The organism is Acidobacteriota bacterium (assembly GCA_026393755.1).
GTDB lineage: Bacteria > Acidobacteriota > Vicinamibacteria > Vicinamibacterales > JAKQTR01 > JBAXOX01.
Map to the genome: position 1 here is coordinate 77,107 of JAPKZO010000005.1, position 25,971 is coordinate 103,077.

Here is a 25,971-nt window from a genome sequence, read left to right on the forward strand (position 1 = left end):
TATGACCGATGATGCCCGCCAGGTGCAGATCTCGGAAAGTTTGCTGAAGGGGCTCGCCTCCGCGACCAGGGCGATTCAGCTGTACTCGGCTGATCACCCCATCGTGGCGCGCGCCACCGGGCAGCTGGTTGAGACGCTGGAGCGCCTGCAGATCGAACACGCTGCCGTGGTCATTGGACTGGTCGACCGGCAGATCGTGGTGGACGGAATCCCCATGTTGGAGGCGACGGGTGCGGCTGAAATCGCTGAACGGTTCCGGGCGGCCGGCATCGAGCGTCTGGCCATCGACCCCGGCGTGACGGAAGACGAACTCCTCACGTTCGTGCACGCCCTGGCCGTGGCCGGCGCCCGACCCGGCGACGGCGACCGCGCTGTCGCCGCCGTCGACAGCACCACGCACATTCACGTTGGGCGCCTGTACCTCCAGAAGCACGGTGAGTCGACCGGTCGCCGAAACATCGGCGCCCTTCGAGAGGCCTACCAGCAGGCGGTCGCCAGCGTCAGTGCGCTGTGGGAGCAGACGCGCGCTGAAGGCGCGCCCGATCCGGTGGCCACGATGGCGATCGTCGAGAATCTCGCTTGCGGAGTCGGGCAGAACCGTCGGGCGATGATGGCCCTGACTGCCATGTGCCGGTACGATGACTACACGTTCACGCACCTGGTGAACGTGAGCGTCCTGACGATGGCGCAGGCCAAGAGCCTCGGCGTCGACGGCACGCCGCTGCGCCATTTCGGGGCCGCCGGCCTGATGCACGATATCGGAAAGATCAGGACGCCGGCCGAACTCCTGACCAAACCCGACAAGCTCACTGACGCGGAGTTCGCCGTTATGCAGCGGCATCCGGTGGATGGGGCCGACATTCTTCGACGGCAGCTCGAATTGCCGCCGCTGTCGGCTGTGGTGGCGTTCGAACACCACCTGCGGATTGACGGCACCGGGTACCCGGCAACCGCCGTTCGGGCGGGCCTGAACCTGGCCACTCAGCTCTGCGGCATCGCCGACGTCTATGACGCCATGCGGTCGCAGCGCACCTACCAGCAGGCCTTCCCGACCGACCGCATCCAGGCCGTCCTGCAGCAGAACGACGGCACCCGGTTCGACCGGCATCTGGTCCGCCGGTTCAGCCAGTTGCTCGGGATCTATCCTCCCGGCAACGTCGTCAGACTCGACACCGGCGCGCTGGCTGTCGTTCTGCGCACGCACGCGCCCGATCCGTCTCGTCCAGCCGTCCGCGTCGTCATCGACGCCGATGGACGCCGCCTGACGACGCCGGTGGACCTGGCGCTTTGGATGGACGACACCATGATCGGGCCGCCGCCGCGCATCGTGACCCCGGTCGATCCGGAGGACATCGGTATCGATCCACTGACGTTTCTCGATGAGGCGGCCGCGTGAACCCCTCCTCCCGCCGGCGCCGGCGTAAGATCCGCGCGAAGACCAGCGCGACGGCCTGCGCGATGCGCCCGACCCCTGTTGACACGCCGCAGCGGCTCGCCTACGCTCACGACACGGAGGTGCAATGCGTGCGCTGATACGAGGCCGACGCTGGCCGATTGCCTTGCTGGCGATCTGCCTGGCGGCGCCGGTCCTGCTGATGGCCGGACCGACGCAAGGCGGGCCCGCGCAGGACTCGCGGCAGGCTCGGCCACGGGAGATCGGCGCGACGCGGGCGGCCGACTTGCGCACCTGGGATGCCGAGATCGGCCGGATGATGCGCGGAGGCGAGCTGCGGCTGCGCACCTCGGAACGCGATCAACTGATGGGCGGACGCCGCCACCAGCGGCTCGACCAGTACCATCGGGGCGTCCGCGTGTTCGGGGGAGAAATCGTCCGCCAGCTCGAAGGGACTGAACTCATATCGGCGTTCGGCACGGTGTACCCGGCGATCGACGTTGACACGTCGCCGACGCTCAGCGGCGAGGATGCTTCGGCGGCCGCCTCGAGGCTTGCGGGGATCAGGCAGGAGCCAACCAGGCCGCCAGACCTGCTCGTGGTGCCCCGCGACGCCGGCGGCTTCGCCCTGGCGTACCGCGTCCGCCTCGCCACCGCTGACGATCTGATCGTGTACTTCATCGACGCGCACACCGGTGATCTGGTGTCGAGCTACAGCGACCTCCAGACAGAGATCGGGACCGGCATCGGCGTGCTGGGCGATCAGAAGAAGGTCAGCGTGACGCTCAGCAGCGGCGCTCACGTGGCGTGGGACCAGATGAGGCCCGCGACGATCTATACGTTCGATCTGAAGGGCGATCTGTCCCGGACTCAGAAGCTCCTGAGCGGCTTGATCACACTCGGCCTCTCCGACATGAGCGCCAGCACCGACACCACCTGGACCGATCCGGCGACCGTTGACGCGCACGCGTACACCGGGTGGACGTTTGACTTCTTCTACAAACGGTTCGATCGATCAGGCCTCGATGGGCACAACCTGACGATGAAGAGTGTGGTGCACCCGGTGAACCGCGCGGACTGGAAGACGGTCACCTCGCCGATACTGAATCTCTACTACCTGAATGCGTTCTACGCCGGCGACGGAATCATGGTGTACGGCGAGGGCCTGCCGCCTGAGGCGACGGTGAGCGGATACAGGTGGAACTACTTCGCCGGGGCCCTCGACGTCGTCGCGCACGAACTCACGCACGGCATCACCGATTACTCGTCGAGCCTGATCTACAGGAACGAATCCGGCGCGCTCAACGAATCGTTCTCAGACATGATGGGCACGAGCGCGGAATTCTACTTTCAGCCGGCCGGCAGCGGCTATCTGAAGGCCGATTACACGCTCGGCGAGGATCTCACGACGCCGATGAGCGGGTTCAGGTCGATGGCCAACCCCGCGGCGTTCGGCGATCCGGATCACTATTCGAAGCGGTACCTGGGCACGTCCGATAACGGCGGGGTCCACACGAACTCGGGCATCTCCAATCACGCCTTCTACCTGGCGATCGAAGGCGGCACCGATCGCACGTCCGGGCTCAGCGTCACCGGCGTCGGCAGCGCCGCGCGCGACAAGATCGAGAAAGTGTTTTTCCGGGCCTTCACGCAGATGCTCCCGGCGGGTGCGACATTTTCGGTGGCGCGGGGCGCGACGATTCAGGCGGCACGAGATTTGTATGGAGTGGGTAGCAACGTCGAGCAGGCCGTGACCCAGGCGTGGACGGCCGTCGGAGTATCATGACGCGGAAACGACGTGGACGAACTCAGAGGAACAACGACATGAAACGACATTCTCTCTTGACGCTGGCGGCGGCAGCCCTGGTGGCGATGGCGGCGGGGCGCGTCGATGCCCAGACATCAGGCAAGCGGGCCGACACCGGGTACATCCACGTGGATGGCGGGGTCCAAGCCGGGACGTCTGCATTCACATCGAATGTGACATTCAAGTTGAACGGTGAGGACGGGACGATGACCGCCTCGTATCGGTTTGTCAGCGCAGGAGTTGTCGCCGGTCGCGCGGGCGTCCGGATCGGGGGCAATCTGTATCTGGGCGTGGGCGTCTCCCGGTTCGACCGGGCCGGGTCCGCCGCCATCACCGCGCGGCTGCCCAATCCGTTCTACTTTAATCAGTTTCGGAACGTGTCGGGGGTGGTGAACGACCTCAATCGGGACGAGGTCATGACGTCGGCGGAGTTGTCCTGGCTCGTCCGGCCGGCACGGGCCGTCGATGTGATGTTGTTTGCCGGGCCGGCGTACTTCACGACGCGCCAGGAGATGGCCACGCTGCCCCGATATTCCGAGGTGTATCCCTTCGACTCGGCGACGCTCACCGGCGTCGACTCCCGGACGGTCCGAAAAACGGGGGTTGGCTTTACTGCCGGCCTGGACCTGTCCTATCTGGTGAACCGGCACGTGGGGTTTGGCGGCCTCGTCCGGTTCTCGCGGGCGACCGCATCATTCTCGCCCGTGCCTGGCAGCTCCACAAGCGTCAGACTTGGCGGCGTCCAGGCGACCGCGGGCCTTCGCCTCCGGTTCTGACGACCGGCGCCGGGAACCATCCCGGCAGACGCGCCGTATCGTCGGAGCAGCGGTCGCGTGCAGATTTCCCCCGCGCGCGAGGCAACTCAGAGGGGCCATGACTACGTCGAACAAGACAGAAGCCGATCGATCGGACCGGGATCTGGCGGCCCGGTGCCGGCGCGGCGAGATGGTCGCGTTCGAGGAACTCTATCGACGTCACAGCGGCCGGCTCTACACGGTGGCCTGCCGGATCACGGGAAGCGCGGCCGATGCCGAGGACTTGCTGCAGGATGTGTTCCTGCAGGCATTCCGCCGAATCGACAGTTACCGTGGCGAGGCCGCCCTCGGCACGTGGCTCTACCGGATGGCCGTGAACGCGTGTCTAGATCACCTGCGAAGCCGCAAGGGCCGAGAGCGGAAGGTCACCGACTTCATAGACGACGTCGAGAGCCTGGAACCGGTGGCGAGCCCGTCGTGGAGACCGGATCGGGCGCTCGACCGGATTGATCTCGAATCGGCCATTTCGCGACTGCCCCCAAGTTACCGGGCGGCATTCGTGCTCCACGACGTTCAGGGACACGAACACCACGAGGTGGCCGACATGCTCGGCATCGCGGAAGGCACGTCGAAATCGCTGCTGCACAAGGCCCGCCTCCGCCTGCGGGCGTATCTACGAGGCGGCTCTGCCGATGAGGCCGTGCGCGTGGCGGCTCCGGCAGACGGAGTTGGTTCGGCTGGGAGACGAGGAACCTGGTGATGGACACCACACAACCCGGACCGCGTCAGTGCGAGCGGATGGGCCCGCTGATTGACGACCTGGTCGACGACCGGCTGGACCTTGCCGTGCGTCAGCAGCTTGAATCCCATCTCGCCGAGTGCGAATCGTGCCGGCGCACGGCGGACGACCTGCGTGAGATCCGGCGCAGCGCCGGTGATCTGCCGGCCCGCCGGCCACGGCCCGAAGTGTGGGCGCGGATCGCGCAGCAACTGGCCGTTGAGGCGCCCGCCAGACCTCGGGCATTCTGGACCGCCACCCGCGTCGCGCTGGCCATGGCGGCTGTCATGGTGTTGTCGGTGGTGACCAGTGTCGTCGTGCTGCGAGGGCCTCGGCCGTCTCCGCAGCAAACCCCGTCCACCGAAAGTGCTGCCACGGCAGTGCACCCTTCCGCGCCTGACACCGTCAAAGATGTTGACGAGCACTTGCGGATCGCCGATGCCAATTACCAGCAGGCCATTACCGGACTCGAGAAGATCGTCGCGACCGAGCACGCGGCACTCGATCCGGCCGTGGCCGCCACGCTTCAGAAGAATCTCGGCATCATCGATCAGGCGATCCGCGAGAGCCGCGCTGCCATCACGTCACAGCCGACCAGTCAGCTCGCCCAGACGAGCCTGTTTGACGCGCTGCGGCAGAAGGTGGCGCTGCTCGAAGACACCGTCGCGCTCATCAACGTCATGAGAAGGGGCGACCAGGCGGGCGCGGCCAGACTCATCGGGGGCCTGAGCAAATCGTAATCAGGGGCCACCATGAAGATCTGTCGACTCATTTCAGCGCTTGTCGTTGTCAACGTTCTGCTTCTGGCGGGATCGGGCCGTGCGGCAACGCCGGCCGGTGCCCGACTGTCCCTTCTCGACGCCCCGCAGCAGACCGAGGCGTTCTCGAAGACGGTTCCGCTTGCCAAGGGCGGGACGTTCGAGCTCTCGAACATCGCCGGCGACATCGTCATCACGGGCGGATCGGGTGATCACGTGATCATCGCTGCCGTCAAGAAGGGCCGGACCGCCGAGGAATTGAAGGAAGTGACGATCGAAGTCACGGCCGCGGCCAATCGCGTCGAAGTACGGACGCGCTACCCCGAGCGGAGAGGCAGCAACAGCGTGTCGGTCGATTACACCGTGACAGTGCCCCGTGGGGCCGCGCTGATCGTGAGGTCGATCTCGGGTGATGAGAAGGTCTCAGCCGTGGACGGTGAGATGCACCTGAACAGCATCAGCGGGAACGTGACGGTGGCCTCGGCGGCCGACGTGCGCGCGGTCAAGTCGATTTCGGGCAACGTCCACGTCCAGGCGTCGAAGTCAACCGGCGCGTTGAGCGCGAGCAGCGTGAGCGGCAACGTCAAGCTGATGGACGTCAGGGCCAGCGAATTGGAAGTGAACAGCATCAGTGGCAATGTGACGTGCGACCAGATTGTCACGCCACGCGCGGCGCTCAAGTCGGTGAGCGGCAACATCACGTTCGGCGGTCCCCTGGCCAAGGGAGGACGGTACGAGCTGACCTCGCACTCCGGCGACGTCAGCATCGTTGTCAGCGACAAGATGGGGATCGAGCTCTCCGCCTCGACCTTCAGTGGTGAGGTGACAAGCGATCTGGCACTGACACCGAAAGCGGGAGGGGACTCCACGCGTGGCCGCGGCCGGCGGATGCGCCAGACCCTGCAGGGAACGTTTGGCGACGGATCCGCGGTGCTGCAAGTCACGTCGTTCAGCGGGGACATTAAGATCGTAAAGAAGTAGACCGCTCCTCGTCTTTGTACTGCAGTTGATACAGACGGTAGTAGATCCCCCGCAGCGCCAGCAATTCCTGGTGTGTGCCGGATTCCCGCAGCTGGCCCTTGTGCAGGACGAGGATCTTGTTTACGTCCTGAATGGTCGACAGCCGATGCGCGATCGCAATGGTGGTGCGGCCGGCCATCAGCACGTGCAGGGCGTCCCGGATCAGGAGTTCGGTCTCCGTGTCGACACTCGATGTCGCCTCGTCGAGCACGAGAATCCGCGGATCGAAGGCGAGCGCCCTGGCAAACGACAGTAGCTGCTTCTGGCCCGTCGAGAGCGTCCCGCCCCGCTCGGCCACGGCGGTGTCGAACCCCTGCGGCAGTCGTGTGATGAACCGGTCCGCGTGCACGGCGCGCGCCGCCGCGCGCACGCGCTCGTCGTCTATGCTCGAGTCGCCGAGGCGGATGTTGCCGCCAATCGTCCCCGAAAACACGTGCACGTCCTGGAGCACCAGGCTGAACACACGCCGCAGTTCCGCCAGGTCGATGTCGCGGATATCCACGCCGTCCACCAGCACGCGCCCGCGGCCGACGTCGTAGAACCGCATCAACAGGTTGATGATCGTGCTCTTTCCGGCCCCCGTCGCGCCGACGATGCCGACTCGCTCGCCCGGCTTGACCTCGAACGAGACGTCGCGCAGCACATAGTCGTCGCCGGCGTACGCGAACCAGACGTGGTCGAACACGACGTGCCCCCTCCACGCCGCGCTCCTGGCCTGTGCGGCGCTGGCAATCACGACCGGCGTATCGAGCAGCGTGAAAATCCGCTCGGAGGCCGCCATGGCCGACTGGAGGATGTTGAACTTCTCCGACATGTCGCTGATCGGCCGGAAGAACCGCTGTGAATACTGGATGAAGGCCACAAGCGTGCCGAGCGTCACTGCGTGCCGGACCACGTCGCCTCCGCCGCGCCAGATGATCAGCGCCGTCGCCAGCGCGCCGACCACTTCGATCGCCGGATAGAACACGGCGTAGTAGAAGATCGATTCGATGTTCGCGTCGCGGTGCCCCCGGTTGATGTCGTCGAACCGGCTGTAGTTGCGCGCCTCGCGCCGGAAGAGCTGCACCGTGGCCATCCCGGTGATGTTCTCTTGGAGGAAGGTGTTGATCTTCGCAATCCACGCGCGAACGGTACGGTACGAATCGCGCACGTTGCGGCGGAACCATTGGGTGACAACGACGATCAGCGGGAGCACTGAGAACGCGACCAGCGCGAGCCGCCAGTTCATCGTGACGAGCACAATCATGATGCCCGCCAGGGTGAAGATGTCGCCGAAGACCGACACCACGCCGGAGGTGAACAGTTCATTGAGCGCGTCGACGTCGGTGGTGACGCGGGTCATCAGGCGGCCCACGGGATTGCGGTCGTAGAAGGCGATGTCCAGCCGCTGCAGGTGCCCGTAGATCTGCATCCGCATGTCGTACATGATCCGCTGGCCGATCATCTGCAGCACGAAGGTCTGGATGTACTCGAGCGCGAACGACCCCACCAGCACACCAAGAAACAGCAGCGCGATGCGGTTCATCCCGGCGACGTCGCCGGCGGCGATGTACCGATCGATGGCGAGCTTCATCAGATAGGGCTGGGCGAGCTGGAGCAGCGACCCGCCGACGATGGCCGCGAACGCGAGGAGCACGAACAGCCAGTACGGGCGCAGGTATCCCATCAGCCGCCGCATCAGCACGGCGTCATAGGCTTTGCCGACAATCTCGTCGTCTTGAGTCGACATGGAATGTGTGCCGGGCGCGATGAATCGCGCCCCTACAATGCCTCCTGCAGTTCCTCCTCGAGCCTCTGCTTCTGGAACATCCCGGCGTACACGCCGTTTGCGGCGACCAGTTCGGCGTGACTGCCGCGTTCGAGAATCCGCCCGTCGCCGAGCACGACAATCTGATCGGCGTCGCGCACGGTCGAAATCCGATGCGACACGATAATCGACGTGCGCTGGCTCATCACGTGGCGCAGCCGCGACAGGATCTCCTCCTCCGTATACGTGTCCACCGCCGACAGCGCATCATCGAGAATCAGGATGCGCGGATCAGTCATGACGGCGCGCGCCAGCGCGGTCCGTTGCTTCTGTCCGCCAGACAGCGTGATCCCGCGTTCGCCCACCAACGTCTCGTAGCGGGCTGGAAACCCCTCGACGTCCTTGTCGAGCCTGGCGACCGCCGATGCGCCTTCGACGGAATGCTCTTCTCCTGCGGCACCAGTCGCGGCCGCATCGCTCTTGCGCGGCGGCACGCCGAACGCGACGTTCTCACTGATGCTCTCGGAGAACAGAAACGGCTCCTGCGACACCAGTCCGATGGCGCCGCGCAGCACGTGCAGCGGGATCTCGCCGACATCGACGCCGTCGATGAACACCGAGCCTGGCGGCGGCTCGTACAGCCGCGGCAGCAGATTGATGAGGGTGCTCTTGCCCGAGCCCGTCGCGCCGACGATGGCGAGCGTGTGGCCGGGAGCGACGCTGAGCGACACGTCGCGCAGGACCGGGCGTCCGTTGTAGCTGAAGGTGAGGTTCCGGATCTCAATCGCCCCGCGTATGTCCCCCGATTCCCGGATTGCGGTTCCGGCTCGTCTGTCCGAGACGGCGGGCACCGCCGACATCACCTCGAGCATCCGCTTCCAGGACGCCGTGCCGCGCTGCAGCATGTTGACGACCCAGCCGAACGCGATCATCGGCCACGTCAGCATGCCGAGGTACGCGTTGAACGCGACGAACTCTCCAATCGTCATCCGGTGGGCCATCACCTCGCGGCTGCCCAGCCAGAGCACGAGCAATCCGCCGATGCCGAGCAGCAGCCCGAGGCCCGGGTAAAACACGCCCTGGAGCCGAATCAGCCTGAGATTGCGGCGCACATATTCACGATTGGCATCTCGGAACCGGTCGAGTTCGGCCGACTCCTGGGAGTAGGCGCGCACCACGCGGACGCCGGCCATTGCCTCCTGAGCGACGGCGCTCAAGTCGGACATCTGCGCCTGGATTCGCTCGAAGCGCCGGTGGATCAGGGCGCCGAAATACCGCACGCCGACCGAGACAAATGGCAGCGGAATCAGCGCGATCAGCGTCAGTCTCGTGTCGATGCGGAGCATCAGCGCCAGCGCCACCACGAACACGATGAGGGTGTTGGCCGAGTACATCACCGCCGGCCCGATCATCATGCGCACCGCGTTGAGGTCGTTGGTGGCGCGCGACATCAGGTCGCCGGTCCGATTGGCGTGGAAGTAGGCCGGCGGGAGGCGCTGGAGGTGCGCGAAGAACGCGTTGCGCAGGTCGTACTCGATGTGGCGCGAGGCACCCACCAGGATCCGTCGCATCAGGAACCGGAACACTCCACCGACAAGCGCGAGACCGAGCACCAGACTCGCGTAGAGCCGGAGCTTGGCCATCGACACGCCGGCAGTCAGGTCGTCCACCGCGTACTTCAATACCCACGGGGCGGTGAGCGACATGACGGTCGAGAGCGCCGTGCACACGAGGCCGAGGCCGAAACTGCGGCGATAGCGCAGCGCGTACTCAATTAGTTGTCGGACGTGTCCGGTCGCCATGCGTCCTCTTCAGCATACCGGGTGACCATCACTCCCGGAGTGAATATCTCAGCCGCGGAGGGACAATCACTCCGGGAGTGATGGTCTCTCGTGTCTCTCGTGATATTCTCCTCATGCCTATCCCAGCAGGCACTTCGTTTGCACACGGGGGTGTGTGCCCAATCGCGGTTCCTCTTCCGCCAGGAGTCTGCGCTATGAAGACCTGCTTGCTGAATCGGCTGCTGCCGTGCCTCGTGATCCTCATCGTGGTCACGGGCATCGCCGCATCCCCGGCCAACGCTCAGTATCGCCCTCTCCCGGCTCCGGGCTACGGGTCGGCCAGCCAGAAGGGTGAGAACTACCACGTTGAAATCAGCGCCAATCTGTGGAATCCCGCTCCCAGTTTTGTCGTGTCGAGTGACGGACTTGGTATCAGCGGCACCACGATTGACGCCCAAGGTGATCTTGGCATTCAGCAGAAACGGATCTACGACATCCGCGTCGTACTCAGACCCGCGACCCATCACAAATTCCGTTTCGCCTATCTCCCGTTGACCTACACGTCGACGGCTACGCTGAACGCCACCGTGTACTTCAATGGCCGGCAGTATACGGCCGGTCTCCCGGTCGAATCCGATCTCCAGTGGAAGACCTATCGACTGGGCTACGAGTACGACTTCGTGTCGAATCACTCGGGGTTCTTCGGTGTCGTGCTCGAGGCCAAGATCACCCAGGCGCAGATTCAACTGAACAGTGTGGTCGGCAACGAGGTCGCCGAAGCGAAGGTCCCCATCCCGGCCATCGGCGTGATCGGCCGTGTGTACCTGGCGCCCGGGTTCTCGGTGACCGGGGAGTACTCGTATTTCAAGCTGCCCTCGAGTCTCATCAAGGACACGACCGCGCACTACACGGAGTACGACGTCTGCGCGACGTACAACCTCACGAACAATTTGGGCGCACAAGCCGGCTATCGGAAGATTGACGTCGCGGTCACGGTGGACAACGTGAAGGACTCCACGGTGCAGGGAGCGGCCATGCTGAGCGGCCTGTACTTCGGCGGCGTCGTGCGGTTTTGAACTCCTGTGCGTCAGACCCGGGGTTCAACCCGCCGCGATCAATCGCGCCCTACTTCGGGGGCCGCGTTCTCGTCGCCGCATCCGTCCCGCCGTACAGCCGCCGGTAATCATCGGCCGTTCCGAGGATTCGGCGGACATAGTTCTGGGTTTCCGGGAACGGAATGTCGTCGACGAACTCGTCGCGCGGCATGCCCGGACGTTTCGCGGCCCATTGCGCCGCGCGCGAGTCTCCCGCGTTGTACCCGCACAGCGCGATGTGCTCCCCGCCAAACCGGCGTATCAGGTCTCCGAAGATCGCCGTGCCGATCCGGATGTTGATCTCAGGCACCGTCAACTGCTTGGCCGTGAACCCCCGCAGGCCGATGATCCTGGCGTAGCGCCGCCCGGTGGACGGCAGGATCTGCATCAGGCCGACCGCATTCGCCGCGGACTTCACGTTCGGATCGAAGGTGGACTCCTGGGCGACCAGTGCGGCCACCAGATAGGGATCCAGATCGTGGAGCGCCGCGTACTTGCGGAGCGCCGGCCAATAGTCGAGGGGGAACATGATCTTCAAGACCGCGTCGGGGATCGTCTCGCCGCCGGCCGCCAGCACCTGCGGGTACGCCTGGCGCATCAGCGTGATGGCCGGCCTCAGATCGCCTCGACGGCTGAGCAGCCACGCCCGCGTGGCCTGGAGCACGGGCGTCGGTCCCCCCGTGCGCTCGGCGAACTGCACTTCGTCGAGCGCCTCGTCGTACATCTCGGCCGAGATCAACCACCGGATGGTCTCCACGGGAACGTCGGCGGCCGCATCCGGCGCAGGCGCGGGCAGCTCGGGCGCAAACCGGCGAGCGGCGTCGGCGCCAGCCGGCACGGGAACGTGACGAGCGCGCAAGAGGCCCGCGGCCAGACGCCCGTAGTACGTGTTCGCGTAGTCGGCGACGGCCAACAGAAGGCGCACGTCGGCGGCTTCCCGACTGCCGAGTTGCTCGCAGGCCCTGCCGGCCCAGTAGAGATAGGAAGGCCGGTAGTCTGACCGCGGAAACGTCACGGCACCGCGATCAAAGGCGCTGGCGGCCTCCTGGTACCGGTCGTGCCTGTACGCCCACCAGCCGATCTTCCAATACGCGCGCTCGCTGTAACGCCCGGCGGGAAAGCGCGCGACGAGTTCATGGAAGACCTGGTCGGCCTGCTCGTCCTCGTTGGCCACGATCCAGTGGGACGCGAGCTGACTCAGCGCGTCCTCGGCCCACGACGAGGTCGGGAATTCGTCGATGAGCTTTCTGGCCAGCCCGGTGTACTCGTCGTCGGCCCCGAGGCCCCTCGCGGCCAGCATCGCGTAGTAGCGGGCCTCGGCAACATACGCCCCGGTTGGAAGCAGCGGCGCCAGTGCGTCTTTCGCGCGTTGATAGCGCCGGAGCGAGTAGTCGCACTCCGCCAGACGAAGTTGAATCCGCTCGGCCACCTCGCCAGTCGCGTGCGGCAGGAGCGGCTCGAATCCCTCGCGAGCCTGCGCGAAGCGGCGCGCGGTGAACAGGCGTTCGGCACGCGCCAGTTCCTCTTTGAATCGCGCTGACGCCGCCGTGATCGATTCCCGGCGAAGCGAAGCCAGCGCCTGCGCCGCCGCATCGCCGGCATCCGTGGTTGGCCACTCGTAGTACACCCGCTCGTAGGCTCGGAGCGCGCGCGCCCCGTCTCCAGCGCCTTGCGCGGCGCGGGCCAGGCGCATCAGCACAGTGTCGGGAGCGGCCGGCTTGTGCAGCAGCACGGCCTCATAGAGAGCGACCGCGGCCCCAGAGTCATTGAGCGCTTCGGCCGCTTCGGCCTCCTTGAGCGCGGCTCCTTCCGACAGGTAGCCCGCCGGCGCCAGCGCGCGCAATCCGGCGAACGTCTGCCGGGCCGGCTCGAATCGTTCGAGCGCCAGCTCCGCCAGGCCCTTGTTGTACAACGCGTAGTGATAGAGCGGCGTCGGCTTGAGCGTGGTCGGACGGATGATCAAGAGCGCCTTGGCCGCCTGGTTGAGCGCAATCAGGTCACCAGCATGCGCGAGGTCGCTGGAGGCCGATACGATCGTGGCCGGACCCGGACGCCATCCATCGGGAGGCACCAGCCAGTAGCGATTCAATTGCGCGGGGAGCGCGGGGTGTACCGTCGGACGCAACTCGGACTGCGCCGTGTCCGAATCCTGAAAGAGACCGCGTGCGCGCGCGGCCGGATCGCTGGCGACCGCCAGGGTACAACAACATGTGAGCAGGAGTATTTGACCCGATCGCCAGGCATGCCTCATCTCCAGGAGGCCCCAAGCAGCGAGGGATCTCCGTCGGCGAGCGTGCGCACAAGTTCCTGGCCGAAGTGGTCCGTGCGGGTCCGGATTTCAATCGGCACCCGCGCTTCGTAGAGCGTGCGGGCGCGGTCGATCTCGGTCCGGAGTCGTTCGGCCAGATTGTGTCCTTGCCGCCCTTCAGTGACAGCCGCCTCGTGATACAGCTTGATCTCGGACACCAGCAGCCTCGCATACCGATGCGCGGACTCGTCGTCTTCGGCGCGGGGCGCCGGAACGCTGCGGTCAGCAGGCGCGACGCGGGGGCCACCCGGCAGGGGTTGTGCGGTCGCGGCCGGCGAGACTCCCCTGCTCACGGTCAACACCTCGAGACAGCGTGCCGCGTGGCGCGCCAGTACCTCGATCACCTCCGGCCACGCGCTCGGTACCGTGCGGGGCCCCTCTGCCGCGTCATCGGCATAGATAACCGCCACCGCCTCGCCGCCCACGAGCACCGGAACCGCCAGTCCGGCCGCGTCAGGACCCAGTTCCCCGAATGGCGGCTTCAGACCATCACCGGAAGCCGCACCCGCAGTGCCGAGCGGCTGGCCCGTCGCAATGGCTCGCCATAGCAGGCTGGTCTGATCGCTTGCCACATCGATCGGGTGCGGATCGGCCGCGGCTCCGAAGCCCGTCGCCCGCCAGCCCGCAAGTCGGCTGCCACGAACGAGGAACAGCGCGACGCGCGGCGCTTCGCGTGACGTCACCTCGCCCAGCGCGTTGAGCACGTCGGTGAGCGATCGGGCCCCGTCCAGGCGGCGCACCGCGTCGACGAGGCGGTCGATCTGAGCGAGTTCGGACTGACGGGCGGCCGCGTGCGTTTCGACCAGCGCCTGGCTTGCCGTCTGTCGGGCCGTCTCATCGGTCTCGCGCCTGGCGTCGGCGACGGCTGCGGCGATACGCCGTTCAGCCTCGGCCCGAGCCATCAGCGTGGCGGCCGCGCGTGCGGCGGAGGCTGCCTGCTCGACGCGCTGCTCGAGATCGGCCTGGGCTGCGGCGGCGGCGTCGGCCAGTCGCTCGGTGGCCTCGGCCTGCGCGGCGGCCACGGCCTCCTGCGTGCGTCGGTCCGCCTCGGTCCGGGAGGCAGCCACGGTTTCCTGCGCGCGTCGGTCCGCCTCAGTCCGGGCGGCAGCGATGGCTGCCTGTGAGCGCTCGACGATCTCGCCGTCGGCAGCAAGCCGCACCTCGCGGATGGCAGCCTCCCAATCTGAGGCAGCGGCCTGATCCACTTCCCCCGCAAAGTTCTTGATGCGTTCGTCGACCCGGGCCATGATCTGTCGCCTGGCCGCCGCGATGATGTCGGTGAGTTGCTCGTCGAGTGTCATACCCATCCGCATCCTGTTCTGTCGTGCCGTTGTCGGACCGATTATGCCACAAGCGCAGGCAGGTGAGCGGGTTGACGGGATGCTGCGGCCAGCCGACGTTCTCCCTCTCTGTCGCTGGGTGATCCGACTTCTGGCGCGAGGGTACGTCGGTGAATGACTCTTCGTCTCGCGAGACGCCGCTGGTGCCGCGGTTTGACACGTTTCTCGACCGAAGCGCATACTGAACTTGTTCATCACGCCGTAGCAATGCGAGGAGAGGATCGAACCGAAGCATTGCGAAGGCGGATGGCGGTCGCGGCACCAGTGACGGAGCTTGAGCGACTCCTGGCGCTGGAGTGGCGACGAAGTCCGCCGTAGCAACGCGAGGAGAGTACCGAGCCGGAGCGTTGCGAAGGCGGATGTGTCCTGTCTCACGTGGGGGCGATACGGCTTCGACGGGGGTACTGGACCGAAGGGTGCATGCCGAGCCCCATCGACTCGTTAATCCGGTGGAAAACAACCTAACTGCGAACACGCAGCTCGCTCTCGCGGCTTAATTAACCGCGACGTCCACTCTGTTCGGGCCTGTACGGCAGGGCTGGATGTCATTTTCGCAGGCTAGCTGGCGCGAGCGGTTCCGACGCGCGTTTGGCGAATCGTCATCGGGGCTAGCTGGCCGCGGTTTCTCGCTGCTCTTTCACGCGGCCGGCGAACCAATCAAGAGTGGACACGCATGTAGATCCCGTCGGCGATGTGCTTTCGGACGCGGGTTCGACTCCCGCCGCCTCCAGACTTCGCTCAACTTCGGCTTGCCTAAGCCTTGGTTGAGCTTCGTCTTGGCAAGCCACCTGGCACGCGAAGTCTGTCTCGCCGAAGCAACGCGAGGATTGCATCGAGCCGCAGCGTTGCGAAGGCGGACCGCCGCGAATGGCGGACCTTTGCTTTCCACGCCCTCGGCCATCTGGCAAAATCTGCGATTCCCCAGAATCTCCTCCGCTGCAGATCTTGCGCACTCATTCCACAGTTCGGCGGAAACGCTCCAGAAACGGCGTCCCAACGCTGGCTCCGAATTTGCTACCGAGGCCAGTGTGTCCACGGAACCCAAGCGCTTTGTCTACGTCCTCGAAAGCACACGTGTTCATGGTCGGCACTACGTCGGCTTGACGTCGAACGTCACGAACCGACTTGCTGCGCACAACAATGGACGGGCGCTCCACTCCACCAAGTACGGGCCGTGGCGAGTGACCGCCGTGGTCGAGTTTGCGAGTAAATCGCTGGCGGCAAAGTTCGAACGCTACCTCAAGTCCGGCTCCGGCCGAGCATTCGCGCGGCGCCACTTCGCGGAATAGCGGCAGCCGCCAGATCAAACCGTGCCCATCTCGTCGTGCTGCTCGGTGGGGAGGCCGGCATGCGGTGCGGCGAGATCATGGCACTCGGATGGGGCGACGTGAACTTCCGAAAGGAGCAGATCTGCGTGGAGCGATCGGACTGGAGAGGCTACGTGACGACCACCAAAGGCGGCCGGTTGCGCTACGTGCCGATGACAGCCCGCCTCGCGGCGGCACTTCGAGCCCACAGGCATCTGCGGAGCGAACGCGTCCTCTGCCAGGAGGGCGGGCAATCGCTCACACAGAAGATCGTGCAGGTCTACGTGCGTCGCGCGGCGCGTCGTGCGCAATTGCCGCGGTCTGGCGTCCACATGCTCCGGCACACGTTCTGTTCACACTTGGCCATGCGCGGTGCGCCGGCTCGGGCGATCCAAGAACTGGCCGGCCACATGGACCTCGGCACAACGCAGCGGTACATGCACCTGAGTCCGTCGGCGATCGACAGCGCGATCAGGCTGCTCGAGGCCCAGCCCGGGGTGGCCGGAAAGAATCAACCATGACATCTCGGATCCGGGCGACCCGCAACTATTGCTCCGACATCCCTCAATCGCGATCCCGGCCCGTCAGGGACTCCCAGAGGGCCTCCGACTCTACCCTGGAGCTGTCTCGTCTACGGACCAACGTCAACTTGCTGGGGCGTCCACTTTCAGCCTGTCTACTTGATGGGGAAACTTACGCCACCCGTTGCGTGCGGAATACGTGTGTACGCCAACGTTAGAGACTCCGGGCGGAATCCCGCCACCTCCACGAGTCTCGGGGAGAATTCGCTCGGTCGCAGGTGTATGATGCGTTCGTTCTAGCCGGACTACCGCGCGAGTGTGGAGGTTCGAGGCATGGAAAGCGCGAAGCGGCCCACGGTGGCAACCGCTGGATTCGTGATGGGACTCTCCACCGGTCCGCTACTCGCCTGCACTCTCGCGTCGTTCTGTCTTCGTCCTGTTGGAGAGTTCTCTAGCCTCCCGCAATTCGTTCTGTTCGAACTGCTTATCACCGGCGGTTCACTGCTCATCTTCGGTGGAGTTGGCTTCGCGCTCGCGTCGGCCCCCTTCTGGGTCGGCCGCATCACCATTCCCAGACCAGTATTCGTCGGTGTTCTTGCGGGCATCGCAGTAATGCTGCTCGGAGGAGTCGGCGGGCGGTTCGGGCGAAGAACGGGAGTCCCACCACCGATTAGCGGGGGCCTCGGCGGCTTCCGTCGCGTTCGCGCTCTTCCTTTCGGACATCTCGCGTCGTCTCATGAGAACCCGATCGGCGACCGAGGCGGGACCATGCCCGCGTACGCAATTCGTGTGCGTCGTGGCGGAGTGGTCGGCGAAAGTGGAGTCTTCATGGAACCAAGATCTTGTCGCAAGACTGGCCCTGTCAGGATTCCAAGGCGACGAGTTCCAGCTTAGGTTGAACAACCATGGCTTCGCCGGAACGAACGTCGAGTCGTCCTGACGCCGACCAGAGGCTGGCCGCGCCCTCCATCTCACTTCCCAAGGGCGGCGGAGCAATCCGTGGCATGGGCGAAAAGTTCGCCGCGAACCCGGTGACGGGGACGGGCTCCATGTCCGTGCCGATCGTCACGAGCCCCGGGCGATCGGGCTTCGGACCTCAGCTCTCGCTCTCGTACGATTCCGGCTCCGGGAACGGCCCCTTCGGATTCGGCTGGAGCCTTTCGCTTCCGTCGATTGCACGCAAGACCGACAAGGGGCTGCCCCGGTACTGCGATGCGGAAGACTCGGATGTCTTCATTCTCTCCGGCGCTGAAGACCTGGTACCGGTGTACCGGCAAGACCTCGACGGACTCTGGACCGCCAAACACCCAGCATGCCAGCGAGATCCAGACGGATTCTGGGTGCGCGACCAAGAGGGCGGTTTGGTGATTCACGAAGACGAACGCGACGGCTTCCGCGTGCGCCGGTATCGGCCACGCATCGAAGGGCTCGTTGCCCGCATCGAGCGCTGGACGAAAGAGGGAACCGGCGAGACTCACTGGCGCTCGATTACACGCGATAACGTGACGACGCTGTACGGGAAGGACGACGACTCGCGGATCTTCAACCCCTCTGACGGGACGCGCGTCTTCAGTTGGTTGATCTGCCAGAGCTACGACGACAAGGGCAACGCCATCGTCTACGTATACGCCAGGGAGAACGACGCGAAGGTGGACCGCAGCCAAGCCAACGAACGAAATCGTGTGCGGACGGCCAATCGCTACCTCAAGCGCATTTGGTACGGGAACCGGAAACCGAATCGCGATCGCGCAACCTGGCAGGCCACAGACCCACGTCAACTCCCCAGCGATACATGGGTGTTCGAAGTCGTCTTCGACTACGACGAGGGCCACTACGAGGAGGTCGATCTCAGCCCAGCGAAGCCGAAAGCCAACAAGCATGAGTATGTCCTGGCCTCACCCCTTCCGCGGAGTCCGTGGGAAGTCCGCCCGGACCCGTTCAGCTCCTATCGCGCCGGGGTCGCGGAGCTACGCACGTACCGTCGCGTCCGCCGGGTCCTCATGTTCCATCACATTCCCGACCTTCCTACGGGAGAGAAGGGCTACGACGGCCTGGTTCGGTCCACCGAGTTCGAATACGCCGACCTTGACTACACGAAGCCCATCACCATCGAAGACGAGCTGGCCCATCAGGGGAGCACCCGCTTCGCATCGTTCATTCGGGCCGTCACGCAGTCGGGATACGTGCGGGATGACACCCAGGGCGTAGTCGTGCGCGGAGGCGTCCCCTATTCCACGTACCTCAAGAAGTCCCTACCGCCGCTAGAATTCGAGTACAGCAAGTCGACCATCCAGGATCAGGTCCTCAAACTCGACGCTGAGAGTCTCGAGAACCTGCCCGGAGGGTTGGACGGATCGACACAGTGGGTGGACCTGGAGGGCGAGGGCGTCTCCGGGATCCTGAAGGAAGAGGCGGGTGGCTGGTTCTACAAGCCGAACCTGGGGGGTGGCCGCTTCGGGCCGCTCCAAACGGTCGCTTCCAAACCATCGATGGCAGCACTGGGCCAAGGCCGCCAGCAACTCCTCGACTTGGCGGGCGACGGACAGCTGGATCTGGTGACTCTCGCCGGTTCTACACCGGGCTTCTACGAGCGCACCTATGACGAGGATTGGGCACCGTTCCGGAGCTTCCGCCAGCTGCCCAACATCCGCTGGGATGACCCGAACCTTCGGTTTGTCGACCTGGATGGGGACGGCCATGCCGACGTTCTGATCACGGAGCACGATGTCTTCACTTGGTACCCGTCCCTGGCGGAAGAAGGATTTGGGTCTGCCCGAAGGGTCCGCCAATCCTGGGACGAAGAACGCGGCCCGCACGTCGTCTTCGCGGACGGCACGCAGTCCATCTACCTCGCCGACATGTGCGGCGACGGGCTCACCGACCTTGTTCGCATCCGTAACAACGAGGTGTGCTACTGGCCGTTGGGTGGGGGCAAGGACGGCTGGTTTGGCCCCAAGGTCACCTTGGACAACGTCCGAGGGTTCGATCATCCAGACCACTTCGACCACCGCCGCGTGCGTGTGGCCGACATCGACGGCTCGGGCACCAGCGACATCATCTACCTGGCTCGCGATGGAGTGCGTCTCTACTTCAACCAGTCGGGAAACCGGTTGAGCGACGCGCGCCGCCTGGACAGCTTCCCGCGTGTCGACAATGCCTCCTCAGTCACGACGGCTGACCTGTTTGGCAACGGCACCGCCTGTCTGGTGTGGTCGTCACCTCTATCTGCCAATGCACGCCAGCCACTGCGTTGCGTCGATCTAATGGGCTCTTCCTCTGCGTTTTCACGGAATGATCTCGTCGCTCTCCCCTCACTGGCACGCAAGTTGACAAGCCCGGGAAGACCGGTTGACTCCTGGCTTGCTGGTCAGTTGTCTGGGTCAACGGTCGCAGCACTCGCGACCTACCACGGCGTCGGAACTGACCCAACGCCGCTCCAAAGCGCTCTGCTACAGGATCTGAACCGGCTTCTCTTCGGCTCATCCATCTATACGCCTGAGCGCTTCTCCGGCGTAGGCTTGCGTCTTGAGACTCAGACACTGGTCGGCCAAAGCCCCAGCGGAAGCGATGTCGTACACCTCACTCGACTTCTGCTGGAAGACGCTTACCCGCTGGAGCTGGCGAGGTTCCGCTGCGCTAAGCCCCATCTCCTGATCAAGTCGGTCAACAACCTTGGTGCGGAGACACAGGTTCACTACGCGCCCTCGACGCGCTTCTACTTGGCGGACAAGCGCGGTGGCCGGCCGTGGGTGACGCGCCTGCCTTTCCCTGTGCACGTCGTCGAGCGTGTCGTCACTCGCGATCGCATCAGTGGCAACCAGTTCGTCACGCGCTATGCGTACCACCATGGCTACTTCGACGGCGATGCCGAGCGTGAGGTGCGCGGCTTCGGCATGATAGAGAAATGGGACACCGAGGAATTCGCCGCCCTCAACCCCGGTGGTCAGGCGCCTGCAGGAACCAACATCGAGGCGTCCTCCCATGTGCCACCGGTTCTCACGAAGACATGGTTCCACACCGGCGTGTACCTCGGGCGCGCCCACGTCTCCAACTACTTCGCTGGCCTCCTCGACGCCAACGATGCTGGGGAGTACTACCGCGAGCCTGGTTTGGACAATCGCGAGGCGAGTGCGCTCCTGCTCGACGACACCGTTCTGCCCGATGGCTTGACTCTCGCCGAGGAGCGCGAAGCCTGTCGTGCGCTCAAGGGCTCCATGCTGCGCCAAGAAGTCTACGCCCTAGACGGGCCCGGCACGGCGGAATACCCCCACGGACATCCCTACACCGTCACGGAGCAGAACTTCACTGTTCGCAGGCTACAACCCCAGGGAGACAATCGTCACGGCATCTTCTTCACGCACGCGCGTGAATCGATCAGCTACCACTACGAGCGCGACCCAGCCGACCCGCGTATCGGTCACGCGCTGACGCTCGAAGTGGACGAATTCGGCAACGTGCTCAAGTCCGCTGCGGTTGGATACGGGCGCCGCAAGGAGATTCGCCTTGTCGACGATGAGCGAAGAGTGACGAAGGTGCCGAATCCCGCCTTGAACGACCTTGATCCAAGAGACCAAGAGAAGCAGACAAAGACCCTCATCAGCTACACCGAGAACCGGTCCACCAACGCCGTCGAGGCCGACTACGATCACCGCACGCCCCTCCCCTGCGAATCGCGCACGTACGAGGTCACCGAGTTGATTCCTCCTGCGGAAGGGAACCGCTTCACCTTCCAGGAGGTTCTCGATGCTGGGACGACGGCGACCGCCATCGAGTACGCGAAGGACCCGACCGCCGGACGGCGCGAGAAGCGCCTGATCGAGCACGTGCGCACTTACTACCGGCGAGACAACCTGGCCGGGCCGTTGCCGCTGGGCGAGCTGCACGCTCTGGCGTCGCCCTTTGAAAGCTACAAGCTCGCCTTCACGCCGGGGTTGGTCGCGGAAGTGTACGGTGGCCGGGTTGGCGACGCTATGCTCAAGGACGAAGGCCGCTACGTGCACACCGAGGGCGACGCCGACTGGTGGATTCCCTCCGGGCAGATCTTCTACTCCCCAAACTCGGGCGATGCCTCGCCTCGGGAGTTGGCGTACGCCCGGCAGCATTTCTTTCTGCCGCACCGCTACCGCGACCCCTTCCACACCAATGCAGTCAGTACCGAAAGCCTCGTCTCTTACGATACCTATGACCTCCTCGTCGAGGAGACGCGCGATGCTCTAGGAGATGTCCTGGGAAACCGCGTCACCGTCGGGGAACGCAATGTCGACCCGGTGCAGCCACTCGTTCGTCGCATGCAGGACTATCGGGTCCTGCAGCCCGCGCTGGTTATGGACCCCAACCGCAACCTCTCTGCCGCAGCCTTCGACGCTCTCGGCATGGTCGTTGGCACCGCGGTGATGGGGAAGCCGGAGGAGGTTCCGGTCCCCGGCGACCGACTGACCGCAACGTTCCGCCGGGACCTGACTCAGGCGGAGATCGACCAGTTCCTCGCGAATCCCAGACCGATCGCAGCCACGCTGCTCGACGACGCCACTACTCGCTCCGTCTATGACCTGACCGCCTACTGGCGTGAGCCCGATCCGGAACAGAAGACACCCGCTTTCGCCGCGACCCTCGTCCGCGAGACACATGCTAGCGAACCGGTGCCCGTTGGCGGCCTGCGGATCAAAGTCAGCTTCTCCTACTCCGACGGATTCGGGCGCGAGATCCAGAAGAAGATCCAGGCCGAGCCGGGACCCGGTCCCACGCGCGACCCGACAGGCAAGATCATCGCGGGCGCGGATGGCCAGCCGGTCCCGACCCGGAAGGACATGAGCCCGCGCTGGGTGGGGAGCGGCTGGACCGTCTTCAACAACAAGGGCAAGCCCTTGCGCCAGTACGAGCCCTTCTTCACCGATACCCACCGCTTTGAGTTCGACGTCCAGATCGGCGTCAGCCCCGTGCTCTTCTACGACCCGGTCGAGCGCGTGGTCGCCACCCTCCACCCCAACCACACCTGGGAGAAGGTGGTCTTCGACCCGTGGCGGCAGGAGACCTGGGATGTCAATGACACCGTGCTTGTGGCCGACCCGAAGACCGATACCGATGTGGGCGACTTCTTCAGCCGCCTGACGACTGCCAACTATCTGCCCACGTGGCATGCTCTCCGCACCAATGCGGCCAATGCGGCTGCCCTCGCGGCGCGGTATCCCGATCCCGCCGATCGCACCAACGAGACACGGACGGCAGAGAAGACGAGGGTTCACGCCGCGACACCCACCGTCGCCCACTCCGACTCGCTCGGCCGCACGTTCCTCACCGTCGCACGCAACAAGTCCAAGTACAGCGACACGCCCTCAGCCGCTCCGCCCATCGAAGAACTCCATCACACCCGGATCATCCTCGACATCGAAGGCAACCAGCGCGAGGTCATCGACGCAAAGGACCGGGTCGTCATGCGCTGCGAGTACGACATGCTCGGCAACCGAGTTCATCAAGCCAGCATGGAAGCGGGCGAGCGCTGGACGCTGAACGACGTGGCCGCCAAGCCGCTCTGCGCCTGGGACAGCCGTAACCACCGGTTGCGCACCTCCTACGACCCATTGCGGCGGCCAACGGGCTCCTTCCTGCAAGAGGGCTCGGCTGCCGAACTCCTGGTGGGGCGGACGACGTACGGTGAGACTCGCCCGAACCCGGAAGTCGCCAACCTGCGAGGCCAGGTGGTTGAAATCCTGGATCAGGCAGGCGTTGCCGCGAACACCAGTTTCGACTTCAAAGGCAACTCGCTCCGCACTCAGCGCCAGTTTGCCAGGTCTGCCCAGTCAATCCCTGCCTACAGGACCACCGTGGATTGGTCGGCTGCTGTTCAGTTGGACACCGACACCTACTCGAGTCGCACTCGGTACGACGCACTTAACCGCCCTTCCCAGTTCATTGCGCCCCACAGCAATCAGCAGGGCAGCACCGTCAACATCATCCAGAAGATCTACAACGAGGCCAACCTGCTGGAGCAGGTGCACGCCTGGCTCAACCAGAACGCCGAACCAGCAGGCTGGCTTGATCCAGCCACCGCGAACCTCCATGCGGTGACGAACATCGACTGGGATGCCAAGGGACAGCGAAGGTCCATCGATCGTGGTTGCCAAGACGGCAGGATCATCAGGACGAGCTACGCCTACGACCCCGAGACCTTCCGCCTGACACACCTGTACACGCGTCGCGGAGTGGATCCTCTAACGGGGCAAGCCGCGTCGTTCACCAACGATTGCGACAACCCCCAACCTCCCCCTGCGACCATTGCGGCACCCCAGAATCCGCCACCCGGCAAGTCGTGCGGCCTGCAGAATCTTCACTACACCTACGACCCGTCCGGCAACATCACCCACATCCGCGACGATGCCCTGCAGACCATCTACTTCAAGAACAAGCGCGTCGAACCGAGTGCGGAGTACACGTACGATGCCGTCTACCGGCTGATCGAGGCCACGGGGCGCGAACACCTGGGGCAAGTCGGTGGATCGCCGATTCCTCACTCCTACAACGACGCGCCACGAGTGGGCGTTCTCGGTGGCGATCTGGCGGGGCGTTTCAGTCCCAACGACGCCAACGTGATGGGGTGCTACCTGGAGCGTTACGCCTACGACAAGGTCGGCAATTTCCGGACGATGGAGCACCGCGGGACTGATCCGGTTCATCCGGGCTGGACGCGGGCCTACAGTCACGACGAAGACAGCCTCACCGAGCCGTCAATCCCGGCTGGTGCCGGTACACCAGCGCAACCGGCGAAGAAGAGCAATCGCCTGAGCAGCACGACCGTCGGAGGCACGACCGAGACGTACAGCACCCTCGGCGACGGGTACGACGTGCACGGCAACATGTTGCGCATGCCGCACCTGCAGGTCATGCAATGGGACTTCAAAGACCAGCTGCAAATGACGCAACGCCAGAAGGTCAACGTTAGGGACGCGGACGGGCTGCACCACCAAGGCGAGCGGACCTGGTATGTCTACGATCCCGCCGGGCAGCGCGTGCGCAAGGTGACTGAGTCAGGCACGGGCCAGGTCACAAACGAGCGCATCTATCTGGGTGGCTTCGAGATCTGTCGCAAGAACGGCGTGAACCCCCTCGTGCGTGAGACGCTGCACATCATGGACGACAAGGAACGCATCGCCCTGGTGGAAACGCGTACACAGGGCAACGAGCCGGGCGTACCGCAGCAACTTCCGCGCTACCAATTCGGCAACCACCTCGGCTCGGCCTGCCTGGAATTGGACGACCACGCGCAGATCATTTCCTACGAGGAGTACGCGCCCTATGGCAGCACGTCGTATCAGGCGGTGCGCAGTCAGACGGAGACTCCGAAGCGGTATCGCTACACGGGCAAGGAACGGGATGAGGAGACGGGCCTGTACTACCACGGAGCGAGGTACTACGCGGGGTGGATCGGGAGGTGGATAGCTGCGGATCCCGCGGGACCGGTCGTCGCGCCGAATGTGTACGCGGCGATGCGCAACTCTCCGGTCACCTACAAGGACGACTCCGGGTTCGAGCCACAGCGCCATGATCGGATCAACTTCAAGAGCGAAGTGGAGAAGACGCCGTCCCACCAGCGCTGGCAAAAGGGTCAAGCGCCACCGCCTGCAGGTAGCAAGTCAGCTCCGCCGGCCAAGGGACCGCCCACGGCGCCCATCAGGGTGCCGTCAGGTGGGGGTCCTTACGTCGGCGTAGCCGAACTCGGCGTGGCCGGGAATCGCGTGCCCGAGCTCCCCGAGCGCCCGGGCCTTGGTCGGCCGGCTACCCCGCTGACAACGTCGGAGTTCATCGGCCCTACGCCGGAGGTCAGGTGGCAGGTGGCGATTGAAGCCTTCCCTGTCGCGGCTGCGAATCTCTACCTGCTGCAGGAGAGCGGTAAGCAGAGCTTCGAGTCGCGTCGGAAGGAGCGGGTCGCCACCCGCGCAAGTGTCTTGGCGACTCTAGCTCCAGGAGAGGAGGCCAGAATCGACTACTTCACACGGGAGCTCAACGCCAAGCAGACCCTGGAGGAGCTGGGTGCTCTGAAGATCAGCGTGCACAGCGGTGTCGCGCCGAGCGATGTCGCTGACGAGAGTGAGTACATTCGCCGCCAGATGACACGCGCTGAAGCTGAAATCAGCGATCTCGAACAGCAACAGGGAAGGTGTCTCTCGGAGGCGGAGCGGCAGGAGATCCTCGCCGCCTATCCACAGGCGGAGGCGTGGAACGCTGAAGCAGAACGTATTGAACAAGAGCACGAATTCGAACAACGGCGCATCGCCCAGAATGAGTACCTGGAGCGCCAGCGACAAGCCAATCCTTTCTTCGGGCTCCTTGAATCGCTTGTCGAGTGAGGCGGCAGCGACAGAGACCAA

At 64.8% G+C, this 25,971-nt stretch carries 15 protein-coding genes and 1 other RNA gene; 11 read left to right on the forward strand and 5 right to left on the reverse strand.

Annotated features, from left to right (window positions below; genetic code table 11):
- Nucleotide 1 precedes the first annotated feature (1 nt).
- From NTV05_01580 to NTV05_01605, 6 genes are all read left to right on the forward strand, one after another.
- A complete protein-coding gene (locus NTV05_01580) occupies nt 2-1,396 on the forward strand; it encodes an HD domain-containing protein (protein MCX6543086.1) in 1,395 nt (464 codons plus the stop codon).
- A gap of 124 nt (nt 1,397-1,520) precedes the next feature.
- A complete protein-coding gene (locus NTV05_01585; protein ID MCX6543087.1) occupies nt 1,521-3,179 on the forward strand; it encodes a M4 family metallopeptidase in 1,659 nt (552 codons plus the stop codon).
- A gap of 38 nt (nt 3,180-3,217) precedes the next feature.
- A complete protein-coding gene (locus tag NTV05_01590; GenBank protein ID MCX6543088.1) occupies nt 3,218-3,976 on the forward strand; it encodes a hypothetical protein in 759 nt (252 codons plus the stop codon).
- Nucleotides 3,977-4,073: 97 nt separating this feature from the next.
- Nucleotides 4,074-4,715 (forward strand): RNA polymerase sigma factor, encoded by a 642-nt coding sequence (locus NTV05_01595; protein ID MCX6543089.1) that lies wholly within the window; start codon nt 4,074-4,076, stop codon nt 4,713-4,715.
- Nucleotides 4,715-5,473, forward strand: coding sequence for a zf-HC2 domain-containing protein (locus tag NTV05_01600; protein ID MCX6543090.1), 759 nt, complete (start codon nt 4,715-4,717; stop codon nt 5,471-5,473). Before NTV05_01595 ends, NTV05_01600 begins: the two co-directional genes overlap by 1 nt.
- A 12-nt stretch (nt 5,474-5,485) precedes the next feature.
- Nucleotides 5,486-6,472, forward strand: a complete 987-nt coding sequence (locus tag NTV05_01605) for a DUF4097 family beta strand repeat-containing protein (GenBank protein ID MCX6543091.1) — start codon at nt 5,486-5,488, stop codon at nt 6,470-6,472.
- On the opposite strand, the gene NTV05_01610 is transcribed toward NTV05_01605, so the two are convergent.
- Together NTV05_01610 and NTV05_01615 are read right to left on the reverse strand one after the other, a co-directional pair.
- On the reverse strand, nt 6,453-8,240 hold the full coding sequence (locus NTV05_01610) for an ABC transporter ATP-binding protein (protein ID MCX6543092.1): 1,788 nt from the start codon (nt 8,238-8,240) through the stop codon (nt 6,453-6,455). The two genes, NTV05_01605 and NTV05_01610, sit on opposite strands and share 20 nt — an antisense overlap.
- Before the next feature lie 32 nt (nt 8,241-8,272).
- The gene (locus NTV05_01615) at nt 8,273-10,060 is read right to left on the reverse strand and encodes an ABC transporter ATP-binding protein (protein MCX6543093.1); all 1,788 of its coding nucleotides are present in this window, start codon (nt 10,058-10,060) and stop codon (nt 8,273-8,275) included.
- Between the two features lie 194 nt (nt 10,061-10,254).
- Here NTV05_01615 and NTV05_01620 point away from each other — a divergent pair, with 194 nt between their 5' ends.
- On the forward strand, nt 10,255-11,115 hold the full coding sequence (locus tag NTV05_01620) for a YfaZ family outer membrane protein (GenBank protein MCX6543094.1): 861 nt from the start codon (nt 10,255-10,257) through the stop codon (nt 11,113-11,115).
- Between the two features lie 49 nt (nt 11,116-11,164).
- On the opposite strand, the gene NTV05_01625 is transcribed toward NTV05_01620, so the two are convergent.
- Nucleotides 11,165-13,258: a transglycosylase SLT domain-containing protein gene (locus NTV05_01625; protein MCX6543095.1), complete on the reverse strand. Its 2,094-nt coding sequence runs from the start codon at nt 13,256-13,258 to the stop codon at nt 11,165-11,167.
- 122 nt (nt 13,259-13,380) lie between these two features.
- Complete coding sequence (locus NTV05_01630) at nt 13,381-14,742, reverse strand: hypothetical protein (GenBank protein MCX6543096.1); 1,362 nt, start codon at nt 14,740-14,742, stop codon at nt 13,381-13,383.
- Nucleotides 14,743-15,158: 416 nt separating this feature from the next.
- On the opposite strand from NTV05_01630, the gene ssrA reads away from it, so the two are divergent.
- The 3 genes from ssrA to NTV05_01645 all read left to right on the forward strand — a co-directional run bounded on the left by ssrA (nt 15,159) and on the right by NTV05_01645 (nt 16,609).
- Nucleotides 15,159-15,514, forward strand: a transfer-messenger RNA (tmRNA) gene (gene ssrA / locus NTV05_01635).
- A 295-nt stretch (nt 15,515-15,809) separates the two neighbouring features.
- Nucleotides 15,810-16,070, forward strand: coding sequence for a GIY-YIG nuclease family protein (locus tag NTV05_01640; GenBank protein MCX6543097.1), 261 nt, complete (start codon nt 15,810-15,812; stop codon nt 16,068-16,070).
- The gene (locus NTV05_01645; GenBank protein MCX6543098.1) at nt 16,067-16,609 is read left to right on the forward strand and encodes a site-specific integrase; all 543 of its coding nucleotides are present in this window, start codon (nt 16,067-16,069) and stop codon (nt 16,607-16,609) included. The genes NTV05_01640 and NTV05_01645 overlap by 4 nt, the downstream gene beginning before the upstream one ends.
- A gap of 498 nt (nt 16,610-17,107) precedes the next feature.
- Here the strand turns inward: NTV05_01645 and NTV05_01650 are convergent, their stop codons facing one another.
- Complete coding sequence (locus tag NTV05_01650) at nt 17,108-17,332, reverse strand: hypothetical protein (protein ID MCX6543099.1); 225 nt, start codon at nt 17,330-17,332, stop codon at nt 17,108-17,110.
- 281 nt (nt 17,333-17,613) lie between these two features.
- Between NTV05_01650 and NTV05_01655 the strand changes: the two genes are divergently transcribed.
- Entirely contained in the window at nt 17,614-25,950 is an 8,337-nt protein-coding gene (locus NTV05_01655; GenBank protein ID MCX6543100.1) for a toxin, read from the forward strand.
- Nucleotides 25,951-25,971 lie beyond the last annotated feature (21 nt).

What these genes read in the sequence shown, in the direction of transcription:
- NTV05_01610 (MCX6543092.1), bottom strand. Translation starts at nt 8,240, where the DNA reads ATGTCGACTCAAGACGACGAGATTGTCGGCAAAGCCTATGACGCCGTG.
- NTV05_01650 (MCX6543099.1), bottom strand. Translation starts at nt 17,332, where the DNA reads ATGTCCGAAAGGAAGAGCGCGAACGCGACGGAAGCCGCCGAGGCCCCC.
- NTV05_01615 (MCX6543093.1), bottom strand. Translation starts at nt 10,060, where the DNA reads ATGGCGACCGGACACGTCCGACAACTAATTGAGTACGCGCTGCGCTAT.
- NTV05_01655 (MCX6543100.1), top strand. Translation starts at nt 17,614, where the DNA reads ATGGGCGAAAAGTTCGCCGCGAACCCGGTGACGGGGACGGGCTCCATG.
- NTV05_01595 (MCX6543089.1), top strand. Translation starts at nt 4,074, where the DNA reads ATGACTACGTCGAACAAGACAGAAGCCGATCGATCGGACCGGGATCTG.
- NTV05_01600 (MCX6543090.1), top strand. Translation starts at nt 4,715, where the DNA reads ATGGACACCACACAACCCGGACCGCGTCAGTGCGAGCGGATGGGCCCG.
- NTV05_01580 (MCX6543086.1), top strand. Translation starts at nt 2, where the DNA reads ATGACCGATGATGCCCGCCAGGTGCAGATCTCGGAAAGTTTGCTGAAG.
- NTV05_01605 (MCX6543091.1), top strand. Translation starts at nt 5,486, where the DNA reads ATGAAGATCTGTCGACTCATTTCAGCGCTTGTCGTTGTCAACGTTCTG.
- NTV05_01620 (MCX6543094.1), top strand. Translation starts at nt 10,255, where the DNA reads ATGAAGACCTGCTTGCTGAATCGGCTGCTGCCGTGCCTCGTGATCCTC.
- NTV05_01590 (MCX6543088.1), top strand. Translation starts at nt 3,218, where the DNA reads ATGAAACGACATTCTCTCTTGACGCTGGCGGCGGCAGCCCTGGTGGCG.
- NTV05_01630 (MCX6543096.1), bottom strand. Translation starts at nt 14,742, where the DNA reads ATGACACTCGACGAGCAACTCACCGACATCATCGCGGCGGCCAGGCGA.
- NTV05_01585 (MCX6543087.1), top strand. Translation starts at nt 1,521, where the DNA reads ATGCGTGCGCTGATACGAGGCCGACGCTGGCCGATTGCCTTGCTGGCG.